The sequence below is a fragment of the Candidatus Poriferisodalis sp. genome (assembly GCF_965215815.1).
Lineage (GTDB): Bacteria > Actinomycetota > Acidimicrobiia > Acidimicrobiales > Poriferisodalaceae > Poriferisodalis.
Genome location: NZ_CBDCEO010000013.1, coordinates 1,725,836 through 1,746,956, shown reverse-complemented (window position 1 = coordinate 1,746,956; position 21,121 = coordinate 1,725,836). Strand labels below are relative to the sequence as shown.

Genomic DNA, 21,121 nt, shown 5'->3' with positions numbered 1-21,121 from the left:
CGTCTGCGCCGGGGAGTGACGGCGATGCCGATGCCTGGTCACCATGCTGACCGCTCAGCCCGACACCGCAGTGCGCGGCACCGACTCCACGAGGGTGCGCCATGGCGACCCTGGCTCCAGTATCAGCCGACCCTGCTCGTCGAACAGCCGGAGCGATTCCGGGCACACTGGCAGCCCCGCGTCGGCGTTGGAGTCGGTGGCGCGGGAGGCTCGGCCGATCGACGCAGCAGCCACCCGCATCCCACCGGGCCAGACCTGCGCACTCGCCCAGCCGGCATTGGCCCAGTCGGCGGCCAATGCCACATAGACCGCGTCGAGCACCACGACCGACCCCGCTCTGCAGGGCAGTTCCTCTGCCGACAGCAGCGAGTCGCTGTAGAAGCCCCGCACAGAACCCACTTCGACTCCGAGGTAGCCCAGGTCGCGCACGACGCTCTCGAAGAACATGTCGCACATGGCTTCCACGTCATCCCAGCGAGCGTCCCAATTCGTCAGCTTGGCGACCTCAGCGTCTCGGTCCGCTTCGAGCTGGGGCACATTGTTCGGATCCGTTAAAGGATTCTCGACGAGGCCCTGCAGACGGTCGATCTCGTCTTGCACGACCTGCCTTTGGCTCTCGTCGCGTGCGCACTCGGGCGGGAATGCCGGCAACGCGCCACCGGCCTGGTCGTTGCCGATTCGCCACACAGCGGCGAATTCGGCAAGATCGTCGGTGGCCTCCTGCATGGTGGACTCGGCCGCAATCCGCTGCGGGCCCGCCAAAGCCACCAAGGCGGCGAACGCGGACACCGGCACCATTAGCACCACCCACAGGCTCATCGCACCGCCAGCGCAGCCGCGACGCCACAACCGGCCGCGACAGCGCGCCAGACCACGACGCGCCAACCGGCCACCACGGCGCGCCAAGCCACGACCCGCAGTCGCGACCGTGTGGGCAACCTGCTGCGCTGTCACAGAGCCTCCGGCTCGCGTGCTCGTGGGCCGACCTGCGACGCTCCAGAACCGTCGCTACCGGTTCTCCGACTGGGTCCAGTCGATCTCGTCAACGTTGTCGCGTGTGACCGCGACCGGATCCACGATGAACGTCGCGGTCTGGTGCTCACCCGCGAGCAAGAAGCCACCGCAGGCAGTGCCCGCTTGTCGGGCCTGCTCTGCATTGCCGGGAATCATCGCGGCGACCACGACCCGCTGTCGGATGTAGTCGGCCACCGCCTCGTTCATGTGGAAACCGACGGCGTACATGTCGCCGTACAGCAGTCGGTCTGCGATGACCTTTGCCACAGTCTCGAGGCCCGAGTCGGGATGGAACACGATGTCGACATCGATGTTGTCGAGCACCCAGGCCTCCGACGCGTCATACACGGCGACCGACTCGAAGCCTTGCGAGACGACCGTGGTGGGGTCGTTCACCCACTCGACGCTCGAATGCGTTTGCACAAGCCCAGCCACGAAGCCTCTCATCCGTTCGACCGAGCGCCGGTCGCCGCCGTCGCCGGCCTGCAGCCCAGCGCGGCGCACGAGAATGCCGCCGTCGAGGGCCCATTTGCCCACCAGCGATCCGGCCATCTCGCCCGAGGCGAAGTCGTCGGAGCCGTAGAACGCGAACCGTTTCGATTCGGGGCTGTCCCCGCCCACGGTGTAGGTGGGGATGCCGGCATCGACGGCCGTGCCGATGATGGGACGCATCACGCCGGGCGCGGACGCCTCCACCGCGAGACAGTCGATGTCGCCCGATGCGATGAGCGCTTCGATAGTCTCCGCCTGCGCCTCAGCGTCAGCGGTGTACGGACCGACGACTCGGGCATCGATGCCGACGCCGTGTGCTGCTGCGACATCGGCACCTGCCTGGAACCAACCCGCCTCGAACGGTGCGGCCCCGCCAGCGGGACCCGTCGAGGTCAGCGAGATGACGAAGTTCAGGTCGTCGCCGTTGCTGAGCTTGTCGGCGATGCGCGGCGACAGCACAAAGTTGCCCCACGCCAGCGGAGCGACGTGCGGCGGCTCACTAGGCGCCGGAGTCGTCGTTGTCACCGTGGTCGCCGGGGCCTGCGTTGGCGTCGGCTGCGATTCGTCGGCTTCAGGTGCTGCGGTGGTGCTCGACGCCGCTTCCTGCTCGTCGCTGTCACCGCTCGCGCAAGCGCCGACCACCAGCGCGAGAGCAAGCACTGCTGTAAGCGTCCGCACGGGATGCGGCCGCTTCGCCTTCGTTGCCTTCGTTGGCGTCATGGGTTGTGCCTCCAAGATTTCGCTCCGATAATGGTCATGACTTGTGTCAACCTCACGACGACGTACCGTTCCGGCTCTGGATGCCGTCGTCCTTCGCTCGATCCGCGCCATAGCGCCACGTGGACGCAGCGTGAGCGGTCAGGCCGGCGGACGCGGTGCGCGCGGCCAGTTCGGCGGACGCGACGACAGCGGGGAGACGCTGGCGCTGCTGATTCTGTGGCCTGCGATCATCATGGCGATCCTGGTGATGCTCGTGCATGCGTTCATCGTGAGCAACGCACGGGCAGAAGCCGAGACGGCCGCTTCGGAGGGCCTGCGCACTGCGTGGCGCTACACCGCCGACGCCGACTTCCTCGCCGACTCGGACGACCCAGCCGAACCGTACCTGGGCATCCCAACGCACCCTGAGGTGCTCGAGATGGTCGAGCAGGTCAAGGACACGGTGGCCCGCGTTGCGGGCGAATCCGACGGATGGCGCTGGTGGCGGCCCGGCGTCGCTCAGGTGCATAGCGACTGGTGCTACGACGGTCCGGGCGACGCCGGGTTGCAGTCGGTGGGCGAGCGCCGTCCGGTTGCCGGCGAAACAGGATGGGTGCGTGTGGTGATCTCGGGCGAGGCGTTCGGGCCGATGGCTGCGCTGTGGCCGGATCGCTGGGAACCGGTCTACGCAGCCGCTCAAGGGCCGGCGATCGTGGTGCGCAGAGGACTCGACGGCGGAAGCAGTCTGATTCCAGCAGAGTTGCCAGTCTGCTGACCTTCGAGTGCTCATTGAATGTTCCCGCTAGCCACGCAGGCCTGCGAGCGGCTCGATGGCGCAAACCGCCGGCGTCTCCAGCACAGGAGGCAATCCGGGGCTCGTGAAGGGAGGCGTCCAGTTCGCGCTGGCGATGACACGGATGAAGTCCGACACAAGCTGCGTCCCGCACCGTTGCGCAAACACGTCGTCGTCGTAGCCAGCCAGTACCGCTGCGGCGTTCGCAGCGTCCGCTATCGAGGCAGCGCGGACATCGGCGTCAATGAACCGGACTGCGGGATCCCCGACGATCTCGACCTCGCTGTCGACGACTCGTTGCACCACGACCGAGGTGACTGCGCCCAGCGTCGCCGTCAAGGCGACGATCAGCAGCCATTCGAGCGTCATCAGGCCCCGCTCGTCGCGGCACGCACCCATCACCACGCTGTTCTCACGGCAGGCCGCCGACCGCTCCGCCGCCAGTCAACGAGGTGAACGGGGGATAGATGAGGATGCCAGCGAGCGCCAACGCGATCCCGGTGGCAGGCAGCACGACGATCTGGGCTCGGCGGGCGGCCTTCTCGCGTTCGCGCGAGGTGGTCTCGCGCCACAGCGTGTCGGCGGCCACCAGCACGGCGGCGGAGAGCCGCGTTCCGCGCTCGGCTGCAAGGCCCAGCGCCGACACCACCGACGAGAGGCTGAGAATGCCGTAACGCCCGACGATGTCGACAAGGCCCTCCCACGCCGCACGGCGCTCCTGCTGAGCTGCCAGCAAGGACCGGTACAGCAGCTGCCACGCATAACGATCGCCGGCGCGTGCCGCGTCGAGCATCGCCACGCTGGGATCGACGCCCGCGGAGACCTGCTGGGCCACCAGTGCAATCCACACGCGGATGACTTGGTCGAGTTCGAGGCGCGCGTTCTTGGCGGTGTCGCGCACGCCCATCATCGGCAGCACCCAGCCGCCGGCCCCGACGACCACGATCAACAGCACCATGCCCAGTGGCCCGCGCCCCGTCAGAACGCTGATCAGGCCGCCGCCGATCAGTCCGAGAACCAGCCCGGCGACGCGCTGAAGCGAGTACGACTCAGGCGTGATACCTGCCAGGCGCAAGTTCTGCTCCTCGCCTTCCTTGATTCTGGGCAGCAGGTCACGCAGCGTTCCGCCAGGCGATTGCGGGTTGTCTCGGCGCCGCGGCGGCCCGACGAAGCCCAATACGACGAGCACGACGCCGGCAAAGAACAGCACACCCGCGACGACAATCAACGGGCTCATGGCAACGCCCCCGAAGCAGCGCAGCGCAGTGCCGGCACTGCGGAGAATCCCAATACCGCCACGGTGGCGCTCACAGCGGATCCTTCGCCCGGTTGCGGCGCTTGGGTGCCACCAGCACCGAGTTCTGCTCGCGGACCACCGAGTGGAACACCAAGAACCCGGTCGACATCAGCAGCATGCCCGAGATCCCCACGAACACCAGCTGACCGGTGCCTTGCGCGTAGGGCTCGAAGTAGGCGGGGTTGTTGCGGTACATCAGCGTCACGACGCCGCCGGCAAGCCCGAGCAGCGCAATCGTCTGGGTCCACAACTGCACAACGGCCTCGGTCTTGGCCCGGTGCAAGTCGACGACGTCGCCGATGCGCCCGCACAGATCCAGCAGCGGGTCGGCCACCGAGCCTCCCGACATGGCAGCCATGCGCAAGCCGGCTGCCACCTCGGGCTCCCACACGGTGCCCATCTGGGACAGCTCTTCGAGCGCAGCAGGCAGCCCGTTGAGCGCCGCCGACGCCGACACGCGCTCGACCGTGGGCCGGATCTCGACGGGAGCGTGGTCAACGCTGCCCGTCAGGGAATCGCTGAGACCTGAACCGGCACGTGCCAGCTCGGCCAGCTGGCGACTCCACAGCGACCAGGCAAGCGCGATACGGGTCTGGCGCCTGCGCCGGGCGGGGGCAGCCATGAACGGCGGCAGCAGCACTCCCAGGCCGCCCAGCAGCATCGCCATGCCCGCCAATCCGGTCGCGAACCAGCCCACTGCGCCGCCTGCGGTGGCGGCGATGATCTGCACCACCCGCACCGAGTTGAGCCGAGCGCCAGAATCCGATCTCGGCGCCGGCACCGGTGCTCGCCGGGCGCGCACCCCAGCTGCAGCGCTGGCTGCGTGGCGCTCTTGTGAACCGGACCGGCTCAGTGGGCGTGACACTGCGACGGCGCCCAGCCCGCCCGTGAACAGCACCCCGAACACGACGGCTATCAGCACGTCAGATGGCATCTGGCCAATCGGAGATGTCGAGCCCGCCCTCGACGATCCGCTCGATCACCTCAGCGTTGCGGGGCCGGCCCAACAGTTCGAGCGGCCCGCCACGCTTGCGACGGCCGAAGATGTCATGCATCTCGAACCGGTCTCCCTCGGAGCCGATCACCTCAGAGATGGTGTTCACGCCACGGAAGCCGGTGCGAGGATCGCCGCGCAGGTGCACCACGAGGTGGATCACCTCGGCGGCTTCCTGGATCAACGCGGACTGCACGCCCGAGCCGACCGAGGCCAGGCAATAACGCACCAGCCGGGCCAACGCCTGGCGGGTGGACGATGCGTGGATCGTGGCCATCGAACCGTCCGAGCCTGTACCGCAGGCAGACAGGAACGTGGCGGCCTCCGAGCCGCGCAGCTCGCCCACGATCACCCGGTCGGCGCCCGAGCGCAGCGAACGCTTGGCCAGCTCGTCCATCGTGATCTCGCCTGAGCCGTCGCTGTTGGACTCGCGGGTCTCCACTGCGAACGTCAGCGGGTGCGTCTGGTCCAAGAACAGCTCGAAGGTCTGCTCGAGGGTGCACACGATCTCCGACGGTCCCACCTCGGACAGCAGGGCACGCAGCAGGGTGGTCTTGCCAGACCCCAAGGCGCCGCAGACGAGCACGTTGGAGGGCGCCGGCGGCCGCACAGCGGCTCGCAGGAAACCGGCGGCCTGCTCCGACAGCGACTCGCCGGCCACCAGATTTTCGAGCCGGACAGCGCGGTGACGGTGGCAGCGGACCGTCAAGAACGGAGTGCCGCACACGGCCATGGCGGCGAAAATGCGTTCACCGGTGCGCAGGCGCAGGTCGAGCAGCGGCGCCGACTGGTCGAACCGGCGGCCGGTCTGGCCGTGCGTGGTCGCCAGATGGGCGATGTAGCGGACCATGTCGCCTTCGTCGGCGAACACCGCCTCGTGGATGTGCTCTTGACGACCTCCGGTGAGCGACAACACCGCCCGGTTGGGGCCGAACACGTAAATGTTCTCGACATCGTTTCGCCGCAGGAAGCGCTCCATCGGACCGGCGCCGAGCAGCGCGCACAACTGGTCCCACATCCAGTCCAGGTCGGCATCGACCAGCATCTGACCGGTGTCGTTGAGCGCCTCGGCCTCGCGCGAGCGCACAGCAACAGAGGCGAGGTCGTGGCAGCGCTCGTTGACGGTTTCGCCGTCGTCAACCGCGTTCAGACGGAACTGCTGCACCTCGGGCTTGACCGCTTCCCAGATCTCTTCGCGCAGCGACATGGTCAGCTGATGCCTTCGAACGCGGATTGCAGGTCGGCGAGGCGATCGTGCCTGGGCCTCGCTGATCCATCGGCCCCTAACCCTGCGCTGGGCGCAGCACCATTGGCCGCAGCAGCGCCAGCCACAGCAGTCACGCCGTTCGTCTTCTCAGCAGCCGGCGGGTGCGCAGCCGGCGGGTGCAGCGGGGCCAGATGGTCGGCTTCGGCGGCGTAAATGTTCATAAGCGCCGCGATCCGGGCGGCGATTTCGTCGAGCTGCGAAGCAAACGCCCGCTCCTTGCGTCCGCCTTGGGAGCGCAGCACTCGGCTGTCGTCGATCATCGACAGGCTGCCGGCAAAATGCAGTCCGGTCTCAAGCAGGATCGCATCGGCGTCGAGCGGGCAGTCGCCTTCGGCAATGAGGAGCCGGTGGTTGCGCTCGAAGCCCAACAGGCCGGCCTCGCGGCAGCTGGCGCGCAACATGCGGGCGGCATCGACGCTCGGCACCGGAGCGATGACCGCAACGGCGTGGGATGCCTGCAGCACCGGGGCGAGCCGAAGAGCGCCGTCGTCCATTGCCATCGCGGTGACGAGGCTGCGCTCTTTGTCCACGGCCATCAGGTCGACGACCCGCTCTGAGAGCCAATCGGCTGCGAGCTGAGCGCCGACCGGGCTGTAGGGAGCGAACAGCGCCCACAGCGATCCCGCCGGGGTGTCGAGGCTGTAGCAGTGCTCTGCGAGCAGATGCAGCGTGAGCCGCGAGCGGGCCACGATCAGCGACGGCATGCCGCGAACGGCCGGCGAGAAGTCGGCCCGCAGCTCGATGCCCAGCCGTTCGGCGAGTCGCGAACCCGACACGTCAGCGTCGATGAGCAGCACCTGATCGCCCTCGGCACTCCAGCGGCGGGCAAGCGCCAGACTGATCGAGCCCGCATCGAGCTGGCCGCGGGAGGCCCGAAGGACGGCTAGCACTGCGGCCTGCCAGTCGTGACAACGGCGTCGGAGCCGGGACAGCGTGCCAGTCGCACGCCAGGGGGCGCGACGGCAACGCTGGTCACAGGCATAGCGATCATGGGCCCGTCACCTGCGCCCGACCCGCGGCTTCGTGCGCTTGGAGCCAGAGCTCGTTGAGCCGCTGAATCATGTCGTCGACATCGGTGCCATCGGCCACGGGCAGCACCATCGGACTTGCGCCGAGCCGATCGGGCATCAAGCGCCAGTGCAGCCACTCCTCGGGCGGGACGAACAGGCGGATCTGACCGCCTTCGAAGTTCTCGAGTTGCAACGTTCCGATCACCGAGCGCGCACGGCCCGCGTTATTTCCGAGGGGCGATACGCCGGGATCGATGAGCAGAACGAGTTCGCCGTCGGACACGCCCGATGGAACGAGGCTGGCATCGAGCGACACGACCACTTCGAGTTCGCCGGGCCCGGCACTGGGCTTGATGGCAATTGCAACACGTTCGACTGCGACGACGGCCGCTTTCCATTGCGCCTCCCACACCGCGTTGAGCCTCTGGGTTGTCTCATCGGCGTCGCCTCCGATGCCAATGGGCACGACCATGAGCGAGCCGCCGACGTCGTCGAGCAATTGACTCCATTCGGCCCATTCCTCAGGAGCGAGGAACAGCCGCATCCGCGAGCCGTCGAAGTTGGTGAGCGTGAACTGGCGCACCACCTTGCGTGGCCTGCCCGGGTCGGACTCGGCGGGTTCGGCACCCCGATCGACGAGCAGCGCGTCATCGCCTTCGAGGACGCCGTCGGTGGCCAATGATGTGTCGAGCGGCACGATGACTTCGAGTTCGACACCGACGGGCACGGTCTCGGCATCCGTTACGTGATCGTCGAGTATCAGCGCCCCGGCGGGAATGGCCTGCAGCGTGACCTTGCCATCGAAATCCAACCGAGTGAACGGATTCCATGGGACATACGGAATCGGACCCACCACGACGAGCGCCGGGCTCAGGTCGTCACTCGTAAGGATCTCGCCGGCCTGGAGATCTCGGGCCGCAATGAGTACCGCGACGCGGTCGTCGAACGCGTCAGATGTGAGGTAGAAGCCGAGCACGCTACCGACGAGCACTATGAGCCCCAGCACGATGAAGAGCACGCGCCGACCGGATTCTGAGAGCTTGCGACGGGTTTTCTCCGCTCGGGCGGCAGTCGGCGCCTCGGGGCCGTCACCGTTCATTTCAGGTTCAGCGCTGTCCGCTTCCGCCACCACCGAACCTCACCTGCTTGTTTCGTAACTGCAACGTGCAAGCTGCGAACCGACTCACGAACAAGGGACAGGATAGTAGCGATTATTCGCAATCACGACCAGCGGAGAGCGGCGATGGACGTCGCGGCGCACCGCGACAAGTCCCGCGCTGAACCATCGGATGACGTGGAACCGGTCCAGGACATGGCGTGCGTGGCCCAGGCGGGCGTCGATGGCTGCCTTGTACGCCTCTTCGAGCCGTCAAGCACACCCCCACCCATCGAGGCCCTCCTGGATCGTGGCTCAATCACCACCGATCCCAGCAGGGCCTCGACCCCTACAAGCGGACCCTCAACCCCTCACATCCCACGTTTTCGCGAAGGCTCCGCTTTTTCAGCCGACGGCACCGATGAACAGCAGCCGGTTCGCCACCACCGCAGCGGTGCCTAGCCCAAGACCGGGCGCCCATCGCACTGTGGCTTGACGACCGTGGCGGATCACGGCCACGAGTGCAATCGGCAGCTCCGCTACGGCACCGGCGCACAGTGCCCACCATGACCACTCGATGCCCCACCAGCCTGCCAGCAAGCTGTTCACGATGATGAGGCGCACGTCGCCGAATCCGATGCGGCCAGGCCACAGGCGATACACGATCTCCAGGAACGCGCCGATCGACCCGGCCCCAAGGAACGCCCACCCAACCCGGCCAAGATCGCCCAGCACGATCGAGGCCGCGACAAGCAACACGGCGATCACCATTCCGACGATCCACACTGCACGGCGGGGAATCACGCCCCTGCGCAGATCCGTGACCGATGCGTAGGCGCTCAACAAACTCCAAGCGCCCGCTGACGCCCACGCCAGCCCCGCCGCGATCTGCGCATTCTCAGTCATGAGGCCGGAGTGAGCTGGCCGGCTTCGCCCACCATCCGCCTCTAGCTTGAGTCTCCGCTCGCCGATTCGTCTGGCATCGTCGAACCCATCGTCCGGATGATTCGCGAAACGATTTCGGCCCACGCCTCGCCGTGGGGCCGAACTCGGTCCTGAGCCTGGTCACGCACGACAAGATTCATCCCGAGGCCGAGAGATTGAAAAAAGAACACGACTGCTTCAGTGCTCAAAGAAGGGTCGATGACACCGGTGGACTTGCACTCGTTCACGATCTCCGCCAGCTCATCGGCCTCCGCACCGAAGGACTCGACAACCGCTGGGAGGAGTACCGGGTCGCGCCTCGCGCTCACACACGCCTCGATCCAGAGGCTCTGTGTCTCGTTTCGTGTCGATGTGAGCATGTACGAGCCCAGCATCTCGAGCTTCTCGGCTGCCGTTGCCTCAGCATTCGGGAGCGAGCGCGACATGCGCTGCGTTACGGCGTGTTCGATGACGGCGGTGAACAATTCACGCTTATTGGGCCATCGGGCATGGAGGGCGTCGGGCGTCGAGCCGGATGCTCGGGCGATTTCGGAAATCGTGGCGGACTCATAGCCACGCGCGCCGAACTCGGTCGTCGCAGCGTCCAACAACCTGCGTGTGGCATCGTCGGAATCGGTTTCGCGCCCCACGGCACGACTTCGGGACCCGGGCATAACGTCACCGCTTTCTTGCACGGGCGCATACTAGTAAGAACGGCAACTATTCACGAAACGGACGGCGTTCGGCAACTGATCGCAGACAGCGTCAGTGGGCGAAATCGCGCGAAACTCCGCTCCCAACGAAAATGCTCTGACGAAATAGGGTCAAGCCGTTTACCGCCTTTTTGATCCTATATCGTGCATCTGTATTAGTTTCGTGCTGTTGACGGCATCCATATGATTTCTCAGCTCAACCAGACCGCTTCCCATGTGACCCGAATGCATAGGTCTGGGCCAGGAACATGAGCCGTCGCTCATGGACCCGGGAACGATAGCCATAATCACGATGAAAATCACCCTTCCTATTTGTGCAATCAGTAATCTGATGAAACTCTTGCGCTTTGAAAGAGAGTAACGTGAACTATTAATGAGACGCACATCAAGGGCTGACCTGCTGGACTTGCCACCTACCAATGCTATATCGAGAGGATCTGAGGAGATCACTCGGCGCCTACTAGAAACTGCCGTCAAGGTGTTCGGCGAACGAGGCTTCGAGTCAGCCAAGGTCGCTGACATCGCTCGGCGGTGCGAACTCACGACAGGCGCGATCTACGCGCGATGGACCAACAAGGCCGAGCTGTTTCTCACCACCGTCGAATACGTCAGATCTCGAGACGCGCTATTTGCGGTCCGCTACATCCACAGCTCGCCGCAAGAACAATTCACGGCGCTTGGAGCAGCCCTGCTTCTGTTGCCTGATGCCGACGGGCCTCGCGATCTGATGCTCGAAGCGTTCGTCATCGCAAGGCGCGACAGGACGTTCAGCGAGGATGTTGCGCGCATACTCCAACAAGAGGCAAACGCCCTGTCGGAGCTGGTCGACGGCGGTAAGGGATCCGGTTTGATCAAACAATCACTGAGTACCGACGCCATCGTCTTGTTCTGCCAAGCCCTGGAAATCGGTACCTATCTCGCCGTCAACGTAGACGACGAACATCGGCGCACACCCAGCGTCGACGAATGGAAAACATTCGTCACCTGCTTTCTCGAATCGCTGGCGCCGGACCAGCCAAGCGAATCACCCAACGCCAACTGAGGTCGACTGAAGTCGAGCCGTACTTTCGCAGACGGCGCCGAGGCGCCGACCGCACTCATGCCTGCTGCGTTACCGGACCCAGCTCTACCGCTCGACCGGCGTGGCCAGTGCGGGGCTGACGGGCGGGCGTGACGGCTTGGCGTTCTCGGCACCAGCGCCTGGCGCGTCGCTGCGGGTTGATGGCGCTGCGGTGGTGCAGCTCCAGGTACCGCCGCTCTCGGTGCAGGTAACTTCGTCGTAGGTGCTCACGCCGATCTCGTTGACGGCGCGCACCCGGAGGGTCACATTGCCGCTGCCGCTCGCGGTGATCGTGGTGGTGAGCACACCGGCGTCGACAGTATTGCGACGTGTGTCGTTGTAGGCCTCAGTGCCGCGCTTCCACTGCACCTCATAACCGCTGAGGGTGGCGCCGCCAGCCGATGCAGGAGCGGTCCAGGACACTTCGAACGTATTGGTGCCGGCACCTTCGGTGACGGTCACCGTGGCTGGCACGCCAGGTTCGCAGCCGCCGGCGACCCACGGATTGAAGATCGTCGTGTCGGCATCGAACATCGCGTTGTTGGCGGTCTTGGGGTCGCAGTACCCGCTGAATTCTGATTCGAACCCCTGCAGGAGAACGATCTTCGTCGTTCGGGCCGCCGTCGCCAGGCGTGCCCCGTCAAAGGTGGTGTAGGAGATGATGTCGGACCAGAGCCCAGCGGGATCGTCGGTGTAGCGGTCGATGTACCACTGCGGCACTTCGTTGCGCATCATCGACCTCATGGCTTCGCAGCGTGCTGACACCGCGCTGTTCTGGCATGTCGTCGGCGTGTTCCCGTCGATGCCCAGGCAGTCGGTGATGTAGGGCGAGACGTCACTGCCGAGCACGACGATCTCGGCGGTGACCGCCAAGACCTCGACCGCGCACGCCTCGACGGCCCGCATCCAGGTGGAGCGGTTGGCAGACAGCGAATGCAGCATGGCCGCCCCGATGGGCGTCGGACTCGTGCCGACATCAGTTGTCATTTCTCGGACGCTGCCTTGGTACGCGTGCATCAGCTCGTGCACGACAGTGTGCGCGAGCTGCTCGTTCTCGGCGAGGGCAGCCGGATCGAGATCTGCGGCCGTCTCGCTGTCCAAGCACGCTTCGTAGACGGAGCGTTCGACATTGTCGCCGCAGAACAGGTGCAGGCTGATGCTGAGATTGGGAGCGTGGCACCACGGCAATTCCGTTCTTGGGTCCACGACTGAGCTGTCGGTGCACAAGAAGGCAACGCTGCCCAAAGCATTGGCGTCGGGATCCAGGCTCGTGGCGTAGTAGCGCCAGTACAGATTCGGGTTGTGGAACTGCCCGTCGTAGCCGACCGACACCCAGTCCCATGCCTGCCGCAGCCAGCCGGCCACAGCGGGATCTGCGGTCTCCTCGATCCCGGCGACAATGTGCTCGATCGTGTCGCGCAAGACCGCGTGGCGGAAGTCGTCTTCTGGCAACTCGAAACCGGTCGGTGTGGTCGTGTCCACTCCGAGGTTGTTCGGAGTGCCAGCCGCGCTCGCTGTCGGCCCGGTGGCGATCGGTATTTGGCCGACCGCCGGGTACAGGTACGCGATGACCTCCACCTGGTACTCAGTGCCGTTGGTGAGCAGCGCACCTTGTGATGTCTGGGCGATGCGCAGATACGTGTCGTCAATGAGCCAGCCGCCCAATGGACCGGTTTCCCCAGACGCCCGCAGCGAGACGAAATACCTGACCCGAAGGCCGTTCGCCGTGAGCGCATCGTGGTTCGCCGGCGCATCCCAATAGGCATACAGACCGATGTCGCCCGGCTTCGCTTCGAGCCCCACGACGGCACTGGGCAGTCCGATCGTCGTCTCGACCTTGGGCGTGAAGTAGGCCCCTTCGCTGGTGTCCGCGCTGACCACGACTTCGTAGTCCTGGTTGTTGCGCCCCGACAAACCGGTGACGGCATGCGAAGTGGCCGAAGCACTGACGCGGATGCGGTTCAGGATGCCGCCTGGGCGGTTGTGCCACACGCTGTAGCCGGTGATCGAGGTGTCGGCGCGGAACACAGCGGGCGACCATTCCACGCGGAATGACTCGTCGCCGGGCGTCACCGTGACCGCCGCGGGCGGCTCGACCGGATCGGCGACCGTCACCAGCACCGACGGCGCCGCGACGGCGTTGTAGCCGCCGCCCGAAACCGCGTGGGTGATGACCGCAATGGCGTCGCTTGCGTCGTCGTCGGCGAACGCTGTCACCATGACGGTCTGCGAATTGCTCCAGTTGCCGGTCGTGAACGTCAGCGTCGAATGCGACAGCGTGATGCCGCTGCCGGCGGTGCTCAGCGTCACCGTCACCGTGCTCGATGGCACCGCGTCGAGCACCACCGTGTAGTCGAATGAGGTGGTCCGATTGTTAGTGAGTGAGCTCGGCTCGTCGAGGCTGATCGTCGTCGGCGTCACCGTGACGCCCAGCGTCTGGCTGTCGCTGACGTTGACCGTCACGCTGTCGGCGACTGCTGAGCCGTAGTCGGCGCCAGAGACGGTGTGGCTGATCGTCGCAGTGTCCTGGGCGGTGTCGCTGTCGGCAGCGGCGGTCACCGTCACCGTCTGGAACACATTCCAATTCGACGCGTCGAACGTCAGCGTCGACGACGACACCGTGATGTCGCTGTCCCCCGTCGTCGTCGCGGTCACCGTCACCGTGCCGGTCGGCTCGGTGTCGAGCGCCAACGCGTAGTCGGCCGTTCCGCCTTCGCTCAGGTTCACCGTCGTGGGCAGAATCGTGACGCCGACATCGTCATCGTCGCTGACTGCCACGGCCACCGTGGCGACGTTCACCGAGTCGTAGCCGCCCCCGGCGATGGTGTGCGTCAGCGTGGCGTTGTCGTCTGCGCTGTCACCGTCATCGCGGGCCGTCACGGTGACTGCCTGGGGAACGTTCCAGTCGTAGTCGGTGAAACGCAGCGTCGACGGCGACACGACCACATCGCTGCTGCCGCCGACACTGATCGTGACCGTGACGTCCGCCGACGGCCGAGTGTCCAGCTTGATCGTGTAGGAGCCTGACCCGTTCTCGTCGATGTCGAGGCTCGTGGCGTCCATCGTGACGCTGTTGGTGTCGGCATCGGTGACAGTCACGACCACGTCGTCGCCGGTCACGGCCGCGTACTCGCCGCCGACAGCACGATGCTGCAGAGTCGCCGTCTGGTCCTGGGCGTCGCTGTCGTCGTTGCCGGTCACCGTGACCGTCTGCGCGACGTTCCAATCAGTGGGAGTGAACTTCAGCCTCGACGACAACAGTGAAACGCCTCGGCCCGCACGGGTGATCCTGACCTCCACATCGGTCGTCGGCGGCGTGTCCAGGTGCACGCTGTAGGTGGCACCGTCACCCTCGGCGACGTCGAGCTGTGTCTTCGACACGGTCACGCCGGGGGTCTCGTCGTCATCGACGGAGGCAACCACGGTTGCGGTGAGCCCCTCGTAGTCGCCGCCCGCAGCCGAGTGGCTGATCACAGCGCCGACCACGTCGGCAGCGTCGGTGTCCTCGGTGCCGGTCACCGTGACGGTCTGGGGCGTTCCCCAGTCGCTCGTCGTGAAGCTCAGCGTCGTCGGATTGACCGTCACCCCGCTGTCGCCGGCGGTGCTCACCGTGACGGTGACCGCTGCGGTGGGTTGGGTCGCGAGCGTGACTTCGTAGGTGGCGGTATCGCCCTCGCCAAGCGAGACAGTCGGCGCAGAGACCATCACCCCGGTTGCAGTGATGTCCGTCACCGCGACCGTGTAGGTGCCCGTCGCGCCGTTCGCCGCGTCGACGCTGTGCATCGCCGACACGTAGTAGACGCCGCTCTCGAAGACCTGGACGTCCAGCGATGCGTTGTCACAGTCGCCGCTGTCGTCATCGGAGAACGCCGTCGTCTCGATGTCGCTGACGTGCTCCATCTGCGTCGCGGAGGGCGTGGCTCCAGCGATCGTGCGAAGCCGCAGCGCGGGATTGGCGAGGTCGCCGCCGTCGTCGGCGGCACATTCGCCCTTGACCTCGATGCGGTACTCCCTGTGGTGAGTGAGCGCCACGCCGTAGCCGTCGTTGTCAGTGCCCGATTCCAGCTCGCCGGTCGCCGAGCCGCCGACGATGACGTGACCGGACGTTCCGGCGTGCCAGGGGAAGTCGCTGGTGGGTTCCGAGACGCTCGCGGCGGGCCGCTGATCGGCAACCCACAAGCGGTAGTCGCCCCCGTCGCCGTTACGGCCAGCGGCCGCGTAGTGCTTCGCCGTGGCGTTCGGCGTGAATTCGAGATAGCTCGACGACGACGCGCCCGTCCCGGGTGCATCGGTGCCGGCGATGAGGTGTCCGTTCGCGCCATAGACGCCCTCGATCACCGGCGCCGCCAACGCGCTCCCGTTGCGGCTGTGACCTTCGAGGTACAGCACATAGTGCGCGTTCGCCACCAGGTCGACGCCGAACCAGTCGATTTCGGGCTGCACGCCCTGCCTGCCCGACGTCGAGTCGCCGACCGTGGCCGCGCACGTTGTCGACGTGTCCGCAGCGCAGTCGTCGGCGATGTCGGTGGAGGCCGTGAACTCAGCGGACCAGGAGTTGGGGCCGTCCGCATTGAGGAGACCGAGCCTGAACACATACTCCGTGTCGACATCGAGCCCGGTGATCTGGATGAGTCCGGAGCGCTGCGTGTCCGGCGCGACGGTCACGAGATCCTGCGACGAGTACACCCCATTGGATAGGCGGTATTGGACGGTGACCGCTGTGATCGGCGGCCCGAAATGCTCCTGGACGCTCCACGACAGCGTTACGAAATCAGTGCCGTGGGTATGCAGCTGCGCAACGTCGGCTACCGGCGGCAGCTCCCGAATGTTGTGAACCGTGATCGTGATGGTCTGGTCGGCGCTCAGCTCGCGCTCGCCGGTGCCGCTGGTCGCGGTGACGATGACGGTGTATTGAAGCTGACCGGTCTCGTGGTCGAACTCGACACCGCCCGCTTGGGTCAGCGCCCCACTCGACGGGTCGATCCGGAACGATGCCTGGTCGGCACCGCCAGTGATGCCGTAGGTCACCGTGTCCTCAGGGTTGTTGTCAGTCGCGACGACTGAGTGGGACACCACGTCGTGCTCGTCCACGTTGACGGTGGCCGAGCTGGTGAAGACAGGGCCGGGGTTTCCCAGCGGCAATGTCGAGGGCGGCGTGGAGCGGTCGTCGGCGTCGCTGCCCCAGCACAACACCTCGCTTGAGTTGGTGAGGGCACATGCATGGTCGGTACCGACGGCGATGTCGACGAAGCTGCCCGTGTCGGGCGCGCCCGATACCCGGCCTTCAGCGGAGTCGACGCCCCAGCACACCACGCTGGCGTCGTTGCCGATGCCGCAGGTGAACTGCGCGATGGTGTCGATCGCGGTGAACTGCCCGGCCGGTGCAGCGATGCGGTCACCGTCGCTGCGGCCCCAGCACGTCACCGTGCCGTCAGTGGCAATGGCGCATGCGTGTTGCGCGCCCGCAGCCACCGCGGTGTAGCTGCCGGTGGTCGGCGGAACGGTGCGGTCGCTCCCCGCCAGGCCCCAGCACGCCAGGCCGCCGTCGTCGGCGCGGATGCCGCACGTGAATTGGCCGCCCACCGAGATTGCGCTGAATTCAATGTCGTCGCCGGCGTTGTCGGTGGGCGGCGTGGTGCGTCCGCCGCCGCTGTCGCCCCAGCATTCGACCTCGCCGCTTCGACGCAGACCGCAACCATGCCGGACCCCGACGCCGGCCCATATGTAGGGGGTGTCCGTGGGAGCGTGGTTGACGTTGTCGTTGTTGTTGAGGCCCCAGCATTCGATGCCGGCTTCTTTGGTCGTCCCGCATGTCGCCGCAGATCCGAGCTCGATCTGGGAGAACAACACGTTCGACGGCGCTGTGGTGCGGCTGTTGTCCGAGAGGCCCCAGCACGCCACGCTGCCGTCCTCGATCAATGCGCAGGTGTGCTGTGACCCCGCAGCGATCGTCTCGATCAGATAGTCGGTGACGTCAACGACCGACACGGAGTAGTCGCCGTAGTCGCCCGCGCCCGATGCAGCCGCCGGGCTCACCGTGATGTAGTACACGCCGTCGGCAAGCACCTCGATCTCGATGCGGGCATTGCTGCACTCGCCGCTGTTGTCGTCACGGAACTGCGATGACGCTTGCGCATTGACAGCGTTGAGGTGGGTCGCGATGGTCGCGTCCAGCCGTGACCCGTCGGATTGAAGCAGCTCGACCACCGAATCTGCGAGCGTGCCGCCGTCTTCGGCAGCGTCAGAGGTGCACTCGCCGCGCACGTCGATCGTGTAGGTCGAGCCGGCTTCGAGCTGTACTGAGAACGCGTCGACGTCGGAGCCCTGTCCGATCTCACCAGTCGCCTCGCCGCCGACGGTGACGTGCCCCGGGGTGCCGGCATGGGCTGGCAGGTCGCTGCTCGCCGGTTCGCTCGTGTCTGCTGCGGGCGTGTGGGTAGCGATCCACAGTCGGTACGCGCCTTTCGCACCGCTCTCGACGTTCGCAGCGACGAAGAACGTGGCAGCCGCAGTCTCACTGTGCTCGAACAGCACGAGCGCATCCTGCGACGTGCCCGAATCCGTGTCGGCGGAGCCGGCGACGATCGTCCCGGTCCCGTCGTAGATGCCCCCGATCTGCAGGTCCTCGGCATCGCCGTTCGCTGCGTCGCCCGACTCGAGGTAGACCCGGTACGTCACGTCGGGATCGAACTCGACTGCGAACCAGTCCTCGTCGTCGGTCACCTCGGTCACCGCGGCGACGGCGCCGTCGATGACCCCTGTGCAGTCCGTGCTGTCGTCAGCCGCGCAGTCGTCGATGACGAGCGCTGGCGGCGCGTCCGTCTGGCCCTCGGCGTTGTCGCCCCAGCAGGTCACCATGCCATCCCTGCTCAAGGCGCAGGCATGCGAGCCGCCCACGCCCACGCGGTCCCATGACGTGCCGTCGGGGGCGTCGTCCACCCGGCCGGTGTCGTCGTCGTCGCCCCAGCACGCCACAGACTTGTCCTGGGTGATGCCACAGGTGAAGTCGCCAAGACTGTCGATCGAACGGAACGAACCTGACGGCGGTGACGTCTTGCCATTGGTGCTCTGGCCCCAACAGGTCACGCGGTTGTTCGTCTTGATCCCGCAGGCATGGTTGCCGCCGGTCGCCACCGAAAAGAAGAATTCCGAAGGAGGCGATGCACGGCCGTTCGCGTCGTTCCCCCAGCAATTCGCCGAGCCGCCTGACGTATGGACACCGCAGTTGTAGTTGGGGCCGACCGAGATCGACCCGAACGTTACGCCCGAAGGTGGGTCGCCGTCGTTGAGGCCCCAACAGTTAACGGTGCCGTCCGAGGTCAGTGCGCAGCCATGGCTTTCGCCCACGCCGGCCCACACGAAATTCTGCGCCGGCGGAAGGTGCTCGGTATTGAACGTGTCGTCCTTGCCCCAGCACCTGATGGCGCCGTTGGTCTTGACGCCGCACGCTGCGTTGGGGCCAAGCTCGATCTGGTCAAAGAACGTGGCGGCGGGCGGCGCGGTGCGCCCATCGGCTGAGTTGCCCCAGCACTCCACGCTGCGGTCGCTGAACCGCACGCAGGAGAACTGCGTGCCTGCGTGTATTTCCACCGCTCGCGCGATTTCTTCGACAGCAACGGTGTAGCTGCCTTCGTCGCCGCTGCTTGCGCCCAACACCGTGACGTAGTGCACGCCGTCAGCCAGCGCCTCGAGTTCGAGCTGCGCGTTGCTGCATGTCCCGCTGTCGGCGTCAGCGAACTTCGATGCCGCCCCGCCGCCGACAACCTTGTTGACATGAACGACCAGGCCGGGGAACAGCCGTGTGCCGTCGGGGCGTCGCAGTTGAACGCTGGGATCGGCCAGCGAGCCGCCGTCCTGGGACCGGTCAGCAGCGCAGTCACCGAGAACGTCGATGCGGTAGAAGCGTCCCGACCCGAACGCCACGCCGAAGGCATCTTCGTCGGCAATGCCCGCCTGCGGTGTGATTGTGCCGGTCGCCTGTCCCCCCACGGTGACGAACCCCGGCGTGCCGGCGTGGGACGGCAGATCGAACGAATCTTCGGAGACATCGCTGCCAGGCGTGCGTCGCGACACCCACAGCCAGTAGTCGCCGACCCCGCCGTCCTGCGAGGAGACCCCGACAGAGAACTTCGCCGCGGATGTCTCGCTGTGCTCAAACAGCGTCATGGCGTCGGTCAAGACGCCGGAGTCGGCGTCGGCGGTGTTGGCCTGCAGCACACCCGACTCGTCGTACACGCCGACGATGCTCGGATCATCGACGGCGTCGGCGTCCATGGCGCCTTCGAGATACACCTTGTAGCTGACCCCAGGTTCCAACTCGACGCTGAACCAGTCCACGTCGTCGGCCGCTTCGAGATTGCCGTGCGCATGCTCGTCGACCTCGATGACGCAGAACGAGGAGGTGTCGGCCGTGCAGTCGTCCGCAGCCAGCTCGGCCGGCAGGTCGATCTCGCCGTTTTCGTTCGCGCCCCAGCAGAACAGGTCGCCGTCCACCCGCTGAGCGCACACATGCGCCGAGCCTGTTGCGACCCGTTGGAACGGGCCCGACACGGCCAAGCTGGCTATCTCGGACGCATCGCCCCAGCACTGGATCTGCGAGTCATCCTGCCGAATACCGCACGTGTAGTGCTGTCCGGCTGAGATTGCCGAGAACTCCACCGCGTTGCCGGCGTCCGTCGGCGGTTGGGTACGTCTTTTGGCCGAGTTGCCCCAGCACGCCACCGTGCCGTCTGAGCGCAGCGCGCACGCATGTTGGTCGCCGAGCACGACCGCGTCGAACGCACCTGCCGGCGGTGTCGTGACGTTGTAGGTGCCCGGCCTCCCCCAGCACTCCAGTTGTGAGTCGGTCGAAGTGATGCCGCAGGCGTAGTACCAGTTGACAGCGATCAGCGAGAACAGCACCTCGTCGCCGTCGGCATCGGTCGGCGGCGTGGTGTTGCCGTCGCTGTCAAAGCCCCAGCACGCCACCGTGCCGTCTGAGCGCAATGCGCACGCGTGGAGGGTGCCGACATCGACCGCGACGAAGTCTGTGCCTGCCGCAGGTGTGGTCAGCCCGCCGGTCTGTTTGCCCCAGCACGCGATGGTTCCCTCGGGGGTGATCCCGCACGATGTCTGCGCTCCGGTGGCGATCGAATCGAAGCTCACGTTCGACGGCGCAACGGTCCTCCCATCAGCGCTGTCACCCCAGCATCCGACCGCGCCGTCATCCCACAGCGCACACGTGTGCTGAACACCCGCTTTGAGGTCGGTGACCAGCTTGGGCGTGACATCGGTAACCGTCAAGACATAGCCGCCGACCGCATTGGCGAGCCCCGAGACCTCCACGAAGTACGTCGCGGTGGCGTCGGGCTCGAAATCGACGCTGGCGGTGCCGTCGTTGTCTGCGTCGCTGTCGGACACGCCCGTGACCGCCGTCCCCGATGCGTCATAGAGCGTCACGACGGGGTCGGCGAGGCCGCTGCCGGCAGCTCCGGTGACTTCGAATCGGTGCATCCGCTCCGCCGCAAGCTCGACGCCAAACCAGTCCTGATCCCCGCTGGTTGCGACGCGGCCGGTGACCTCATCGCCCACGAGCACCAGGCCGGTGGTGGAGTCGGCGGCAGGCAGGTCCCCACCGGACGGCTCGGACACTGATCGTTCGGTGACATCGGTTACCGACACGACATAATCACCGGTGGCGTCGTCGCCGTTCTCGGCCACCACGACGAAGTAGGTCACCGTGGAGCTGCCTTCGACAACGAGGGTGACGCTGGCAACGTTGTC

General features: G+C 66.2%; 13 protein-coding genes and 2 pseudogenes (1 of these 15 only partly in view). 3 read left to right on the top strand and 12 right to left on the bottom strand.

Annotation, left to right across the window (positions count from 1 at the left end):
- Positions 1-54: 54 nt before the first annotated feature.
- A complete protein-coding gene (locus ACOOHB_RS17860; RefSeq protein ID WP_420446146.1) occupies positions 55-819 on the bottom strand; it encodes a hypothetical protein in 765 nt (254 codons plus the stop codon).
- 189 nt (positions 820-1,008) lie between these two features.
- A complete protein-coding gene (locus ACOOHB_RS17855; protein WP_420446145.1) occupies positions 1,009-2,226 on the bottom strand; it encodes a substrate-binding domain-containing protein in 1,218 nt (405 codons plus the stop codon).
- A gap of 130 nt (positions 2,227-2,356) precedes the next feature.
- Here ACOOHB_RS17855 and ACOOHB_RS17850 point away from each other — a divergent pair, with 130 nt between their 5' ends.
- Complete coding sequence (locus tag ACOOHB_RS17850; protein ID WP_420446144.1) at positions 2,357-2,980, top strand: hypothetical protein; 624 nt, start codon at positions 2,357-2,359, stop codon at positions 2,978-2,980.
- A 27-nt stretch (positions 2,981-3,007) separates the two neighbouring features.
- Here the strand turns inward: ACOOHB_RS17850 and ACOOHB_RS17845 are convergent, their stop codons facing one another.
- The 9 genes and pseudogenes from ACOOHB_RS17845 to ACOOHB_RS17805 all read right to left on the bottom strand — a co-directional run bounded on the left by ACOOHB_RS17845 (position 3,008) and on the right by ACOOHB_RS17805 (position 10,236).
- On the bottom strand, positions 3,008-3,403 hold the full coding sequence (locus tag ACOOHB_RS17845) for a hypothetical protein (protein WP_420446143.1): 396 nt from the start codon (positions 3,401-3,403) through the stop codon (positions 3,008-3,010).
- Positions 3,404-3,410: 7 nt separating this feature from the next.
- Positions 3,411-4,235, bottom strand: a complete 825-nt coding sequence (locus ACOOHB_RS17840) for a hypothetical protein (protein WP_420446142.1) — start codon at positions 4,233-4,235, stop codon at positions 3,411-3,413.
- Positions 4,236-4,305: 70 nt separating this feature from the next.
- Positions 4,306-5,229, bottom strand: a complete 924-nt coding sequence (locus ACOOHB_RS17835; protein ID WP_420446141.1) for a type II secretion system F family protein — start codon at positions 5,227-5,229, stop codon at positions 4,306-4,308.
- Positions 5,219-6,496, bottom strand: a complete 1,278-nt coding sequence (locus tag ACOOHB_RS17830; protein ID WP_420446140.1) for a CpaF family protein — start codon at positions 6,494-6,496, stop codon at positions 5,219-5,221. The genes ACOOHB_RS17835 and ACOOHB_RS17830 overlap by 11 nt, the downstream gene beginning before the upstream one ends.
- A gap of 2 nt (positions 6,497-6,498) precedes the next feature.
- The gene (locus ACOOHB_RS17825; RefSeq protein ID WP_420446139.1) at positions 6,499-7,446 is read right to left on the bottom strand and encodes a hypothetical protein; all 948 of its coding nucleotides are present in this window, start codon (positions 7,444-7,446) and stop codon (positions 6,499-6,501) included.
- A gap of 97 nt (positions 7,447-7,543) precedes the next feature.
- Positions 7,544-8,695 carry an SAF domain-containing protein gene (locus ACOOHB_RS17820; protein WP_420446138.1) on the bottom strand — a complete coding sequence of 384 codons (1,152 nt, stop codon included), beginning with the start codon at positions 8,693-8,695 and terminating at the stop codon, positions 7,544-7,546.
- A 54-nt stretch (positions 8,696-8,749) separates the two neighbouring features.
- A pseudogene (locus ACOOHB_RS17815) lies at positions 8,750-8,914 on the bottom strand (transposase); the annotation flags it as partial.
- 153 nt (positions 8,915-9,067) lie between these two features.
- Positions 9,068-9,568, bottom strand: coding sequence for a prepilin peptidase (locus ACOOHB_RS17810; RefSeq protein WP_420446137.1), 501 nt, complete (start codon positions 9,566-9,568; stop codon positions 9,068-9,070).
- A gap of 41 nt (positions 9,569-9,609) precedes the next feature.
- Positions 9,610-10,236: a TetR/AcrR family transcriptional regulator gene (locus tag ACOOHB_RS17805; protein ID WP_420446136.1), complete on the bottom strand. Its 627-nt coding sequence runs from the start codon at positions 10,234-10,236 to the stop codon at positions 9,610-9,612.
- 436 nt (positions 10,237-10,672) lie between these two features.
- Between ACOOHB_RS17805 and ACOOHB_RS17800 the strand changes: the two are divergent.
- Both ACOOHB_RS17800 and ACOOHB_RS17795 read left to right on the top strand, forming a co-directional pair.
- A pseudogene (locus tag ACOOHB_RS17800) lies at positions 10,673-10,879 on the top strand (helix-turn-helix domain-containing protein); the annotation flags it as partial.
- Between the two features lie 117 nt (positions 10,880-10,996).
- Entirely contained in the window at positions 10,997-11,341 is a 345-nt protein-coding gene (locus tag ACOOHB_RS17795) for a hypothetical protein (RefSeq protein WP_420446961.1), read from the top strand.
- A gap of 84 nt (positions 11,342-11,425) precedes the next feature.
- On the opposite strand, the gene ACOOHB_RS17790 is transcribed toward ACOOHB_RS17795, so the two are convergent.
- Positions 11,426-21,121, bottom strand: the final stretch of a protein-coding gene (locus tag ACOOHB_RS17790) for a fibronectin type III domain-containing protein (protein WP_420446135.1). Its footprint extends 17,571 nt past the window's final position; the window shows 9,696 of its 27,267 coding nt (coding positions 17,572-27,267); its start codon lies beyond the right edge, outside the window; the stop codon is at positions 11,426-11,428.

Coding starts and splice junctions, on each gene's coding strand:
- ACOOHB_RS17810 (WP_420446137.1), bottom strand. CDS start 9,568: ATGACTGAGAATGCGCAGATCGCGGCGGGGCTGGCGTGGGCGTCAGCG.
- ACOOHB_RS17830 (WP_420446140.1), bottom strand. CDS start 6,496: ATGTCGCTGCGCGAAGAGATCTGGGAAGCGGTCAAGCCCGAGGTGCAG.
- ACOOHB_RS17835 (WP_420446141.1), bottom strand. CDS start 5,229: ATGCCATCTGACGTGCTGATAGCCGTCGTGTTCGGGGTGCTGTTCACG.
- ACOOHB_RS17860 (WP_420446146.1), bottom strand. CDS start 819: ATGAGCCTGTGGGTGGTGCTAATGGTGCCGGTGTCCGCGTTCGCCGCC.
- ACOOHB_RS17840 (WP_420446142.1), bottom strand. CDS start 4,235: ATGAGCCCGTTGATTGTCGTCGCGGGTGTGCTGTTCTTTGCCGGCGTC.
- ACOOHB_RS17855 (WP_420446145.1), bottom strand. CDS start 2,226: ATGACGCCAACGAAGGCAACGAAGGCGAAGCGGCCGCATCCCGTGCGG.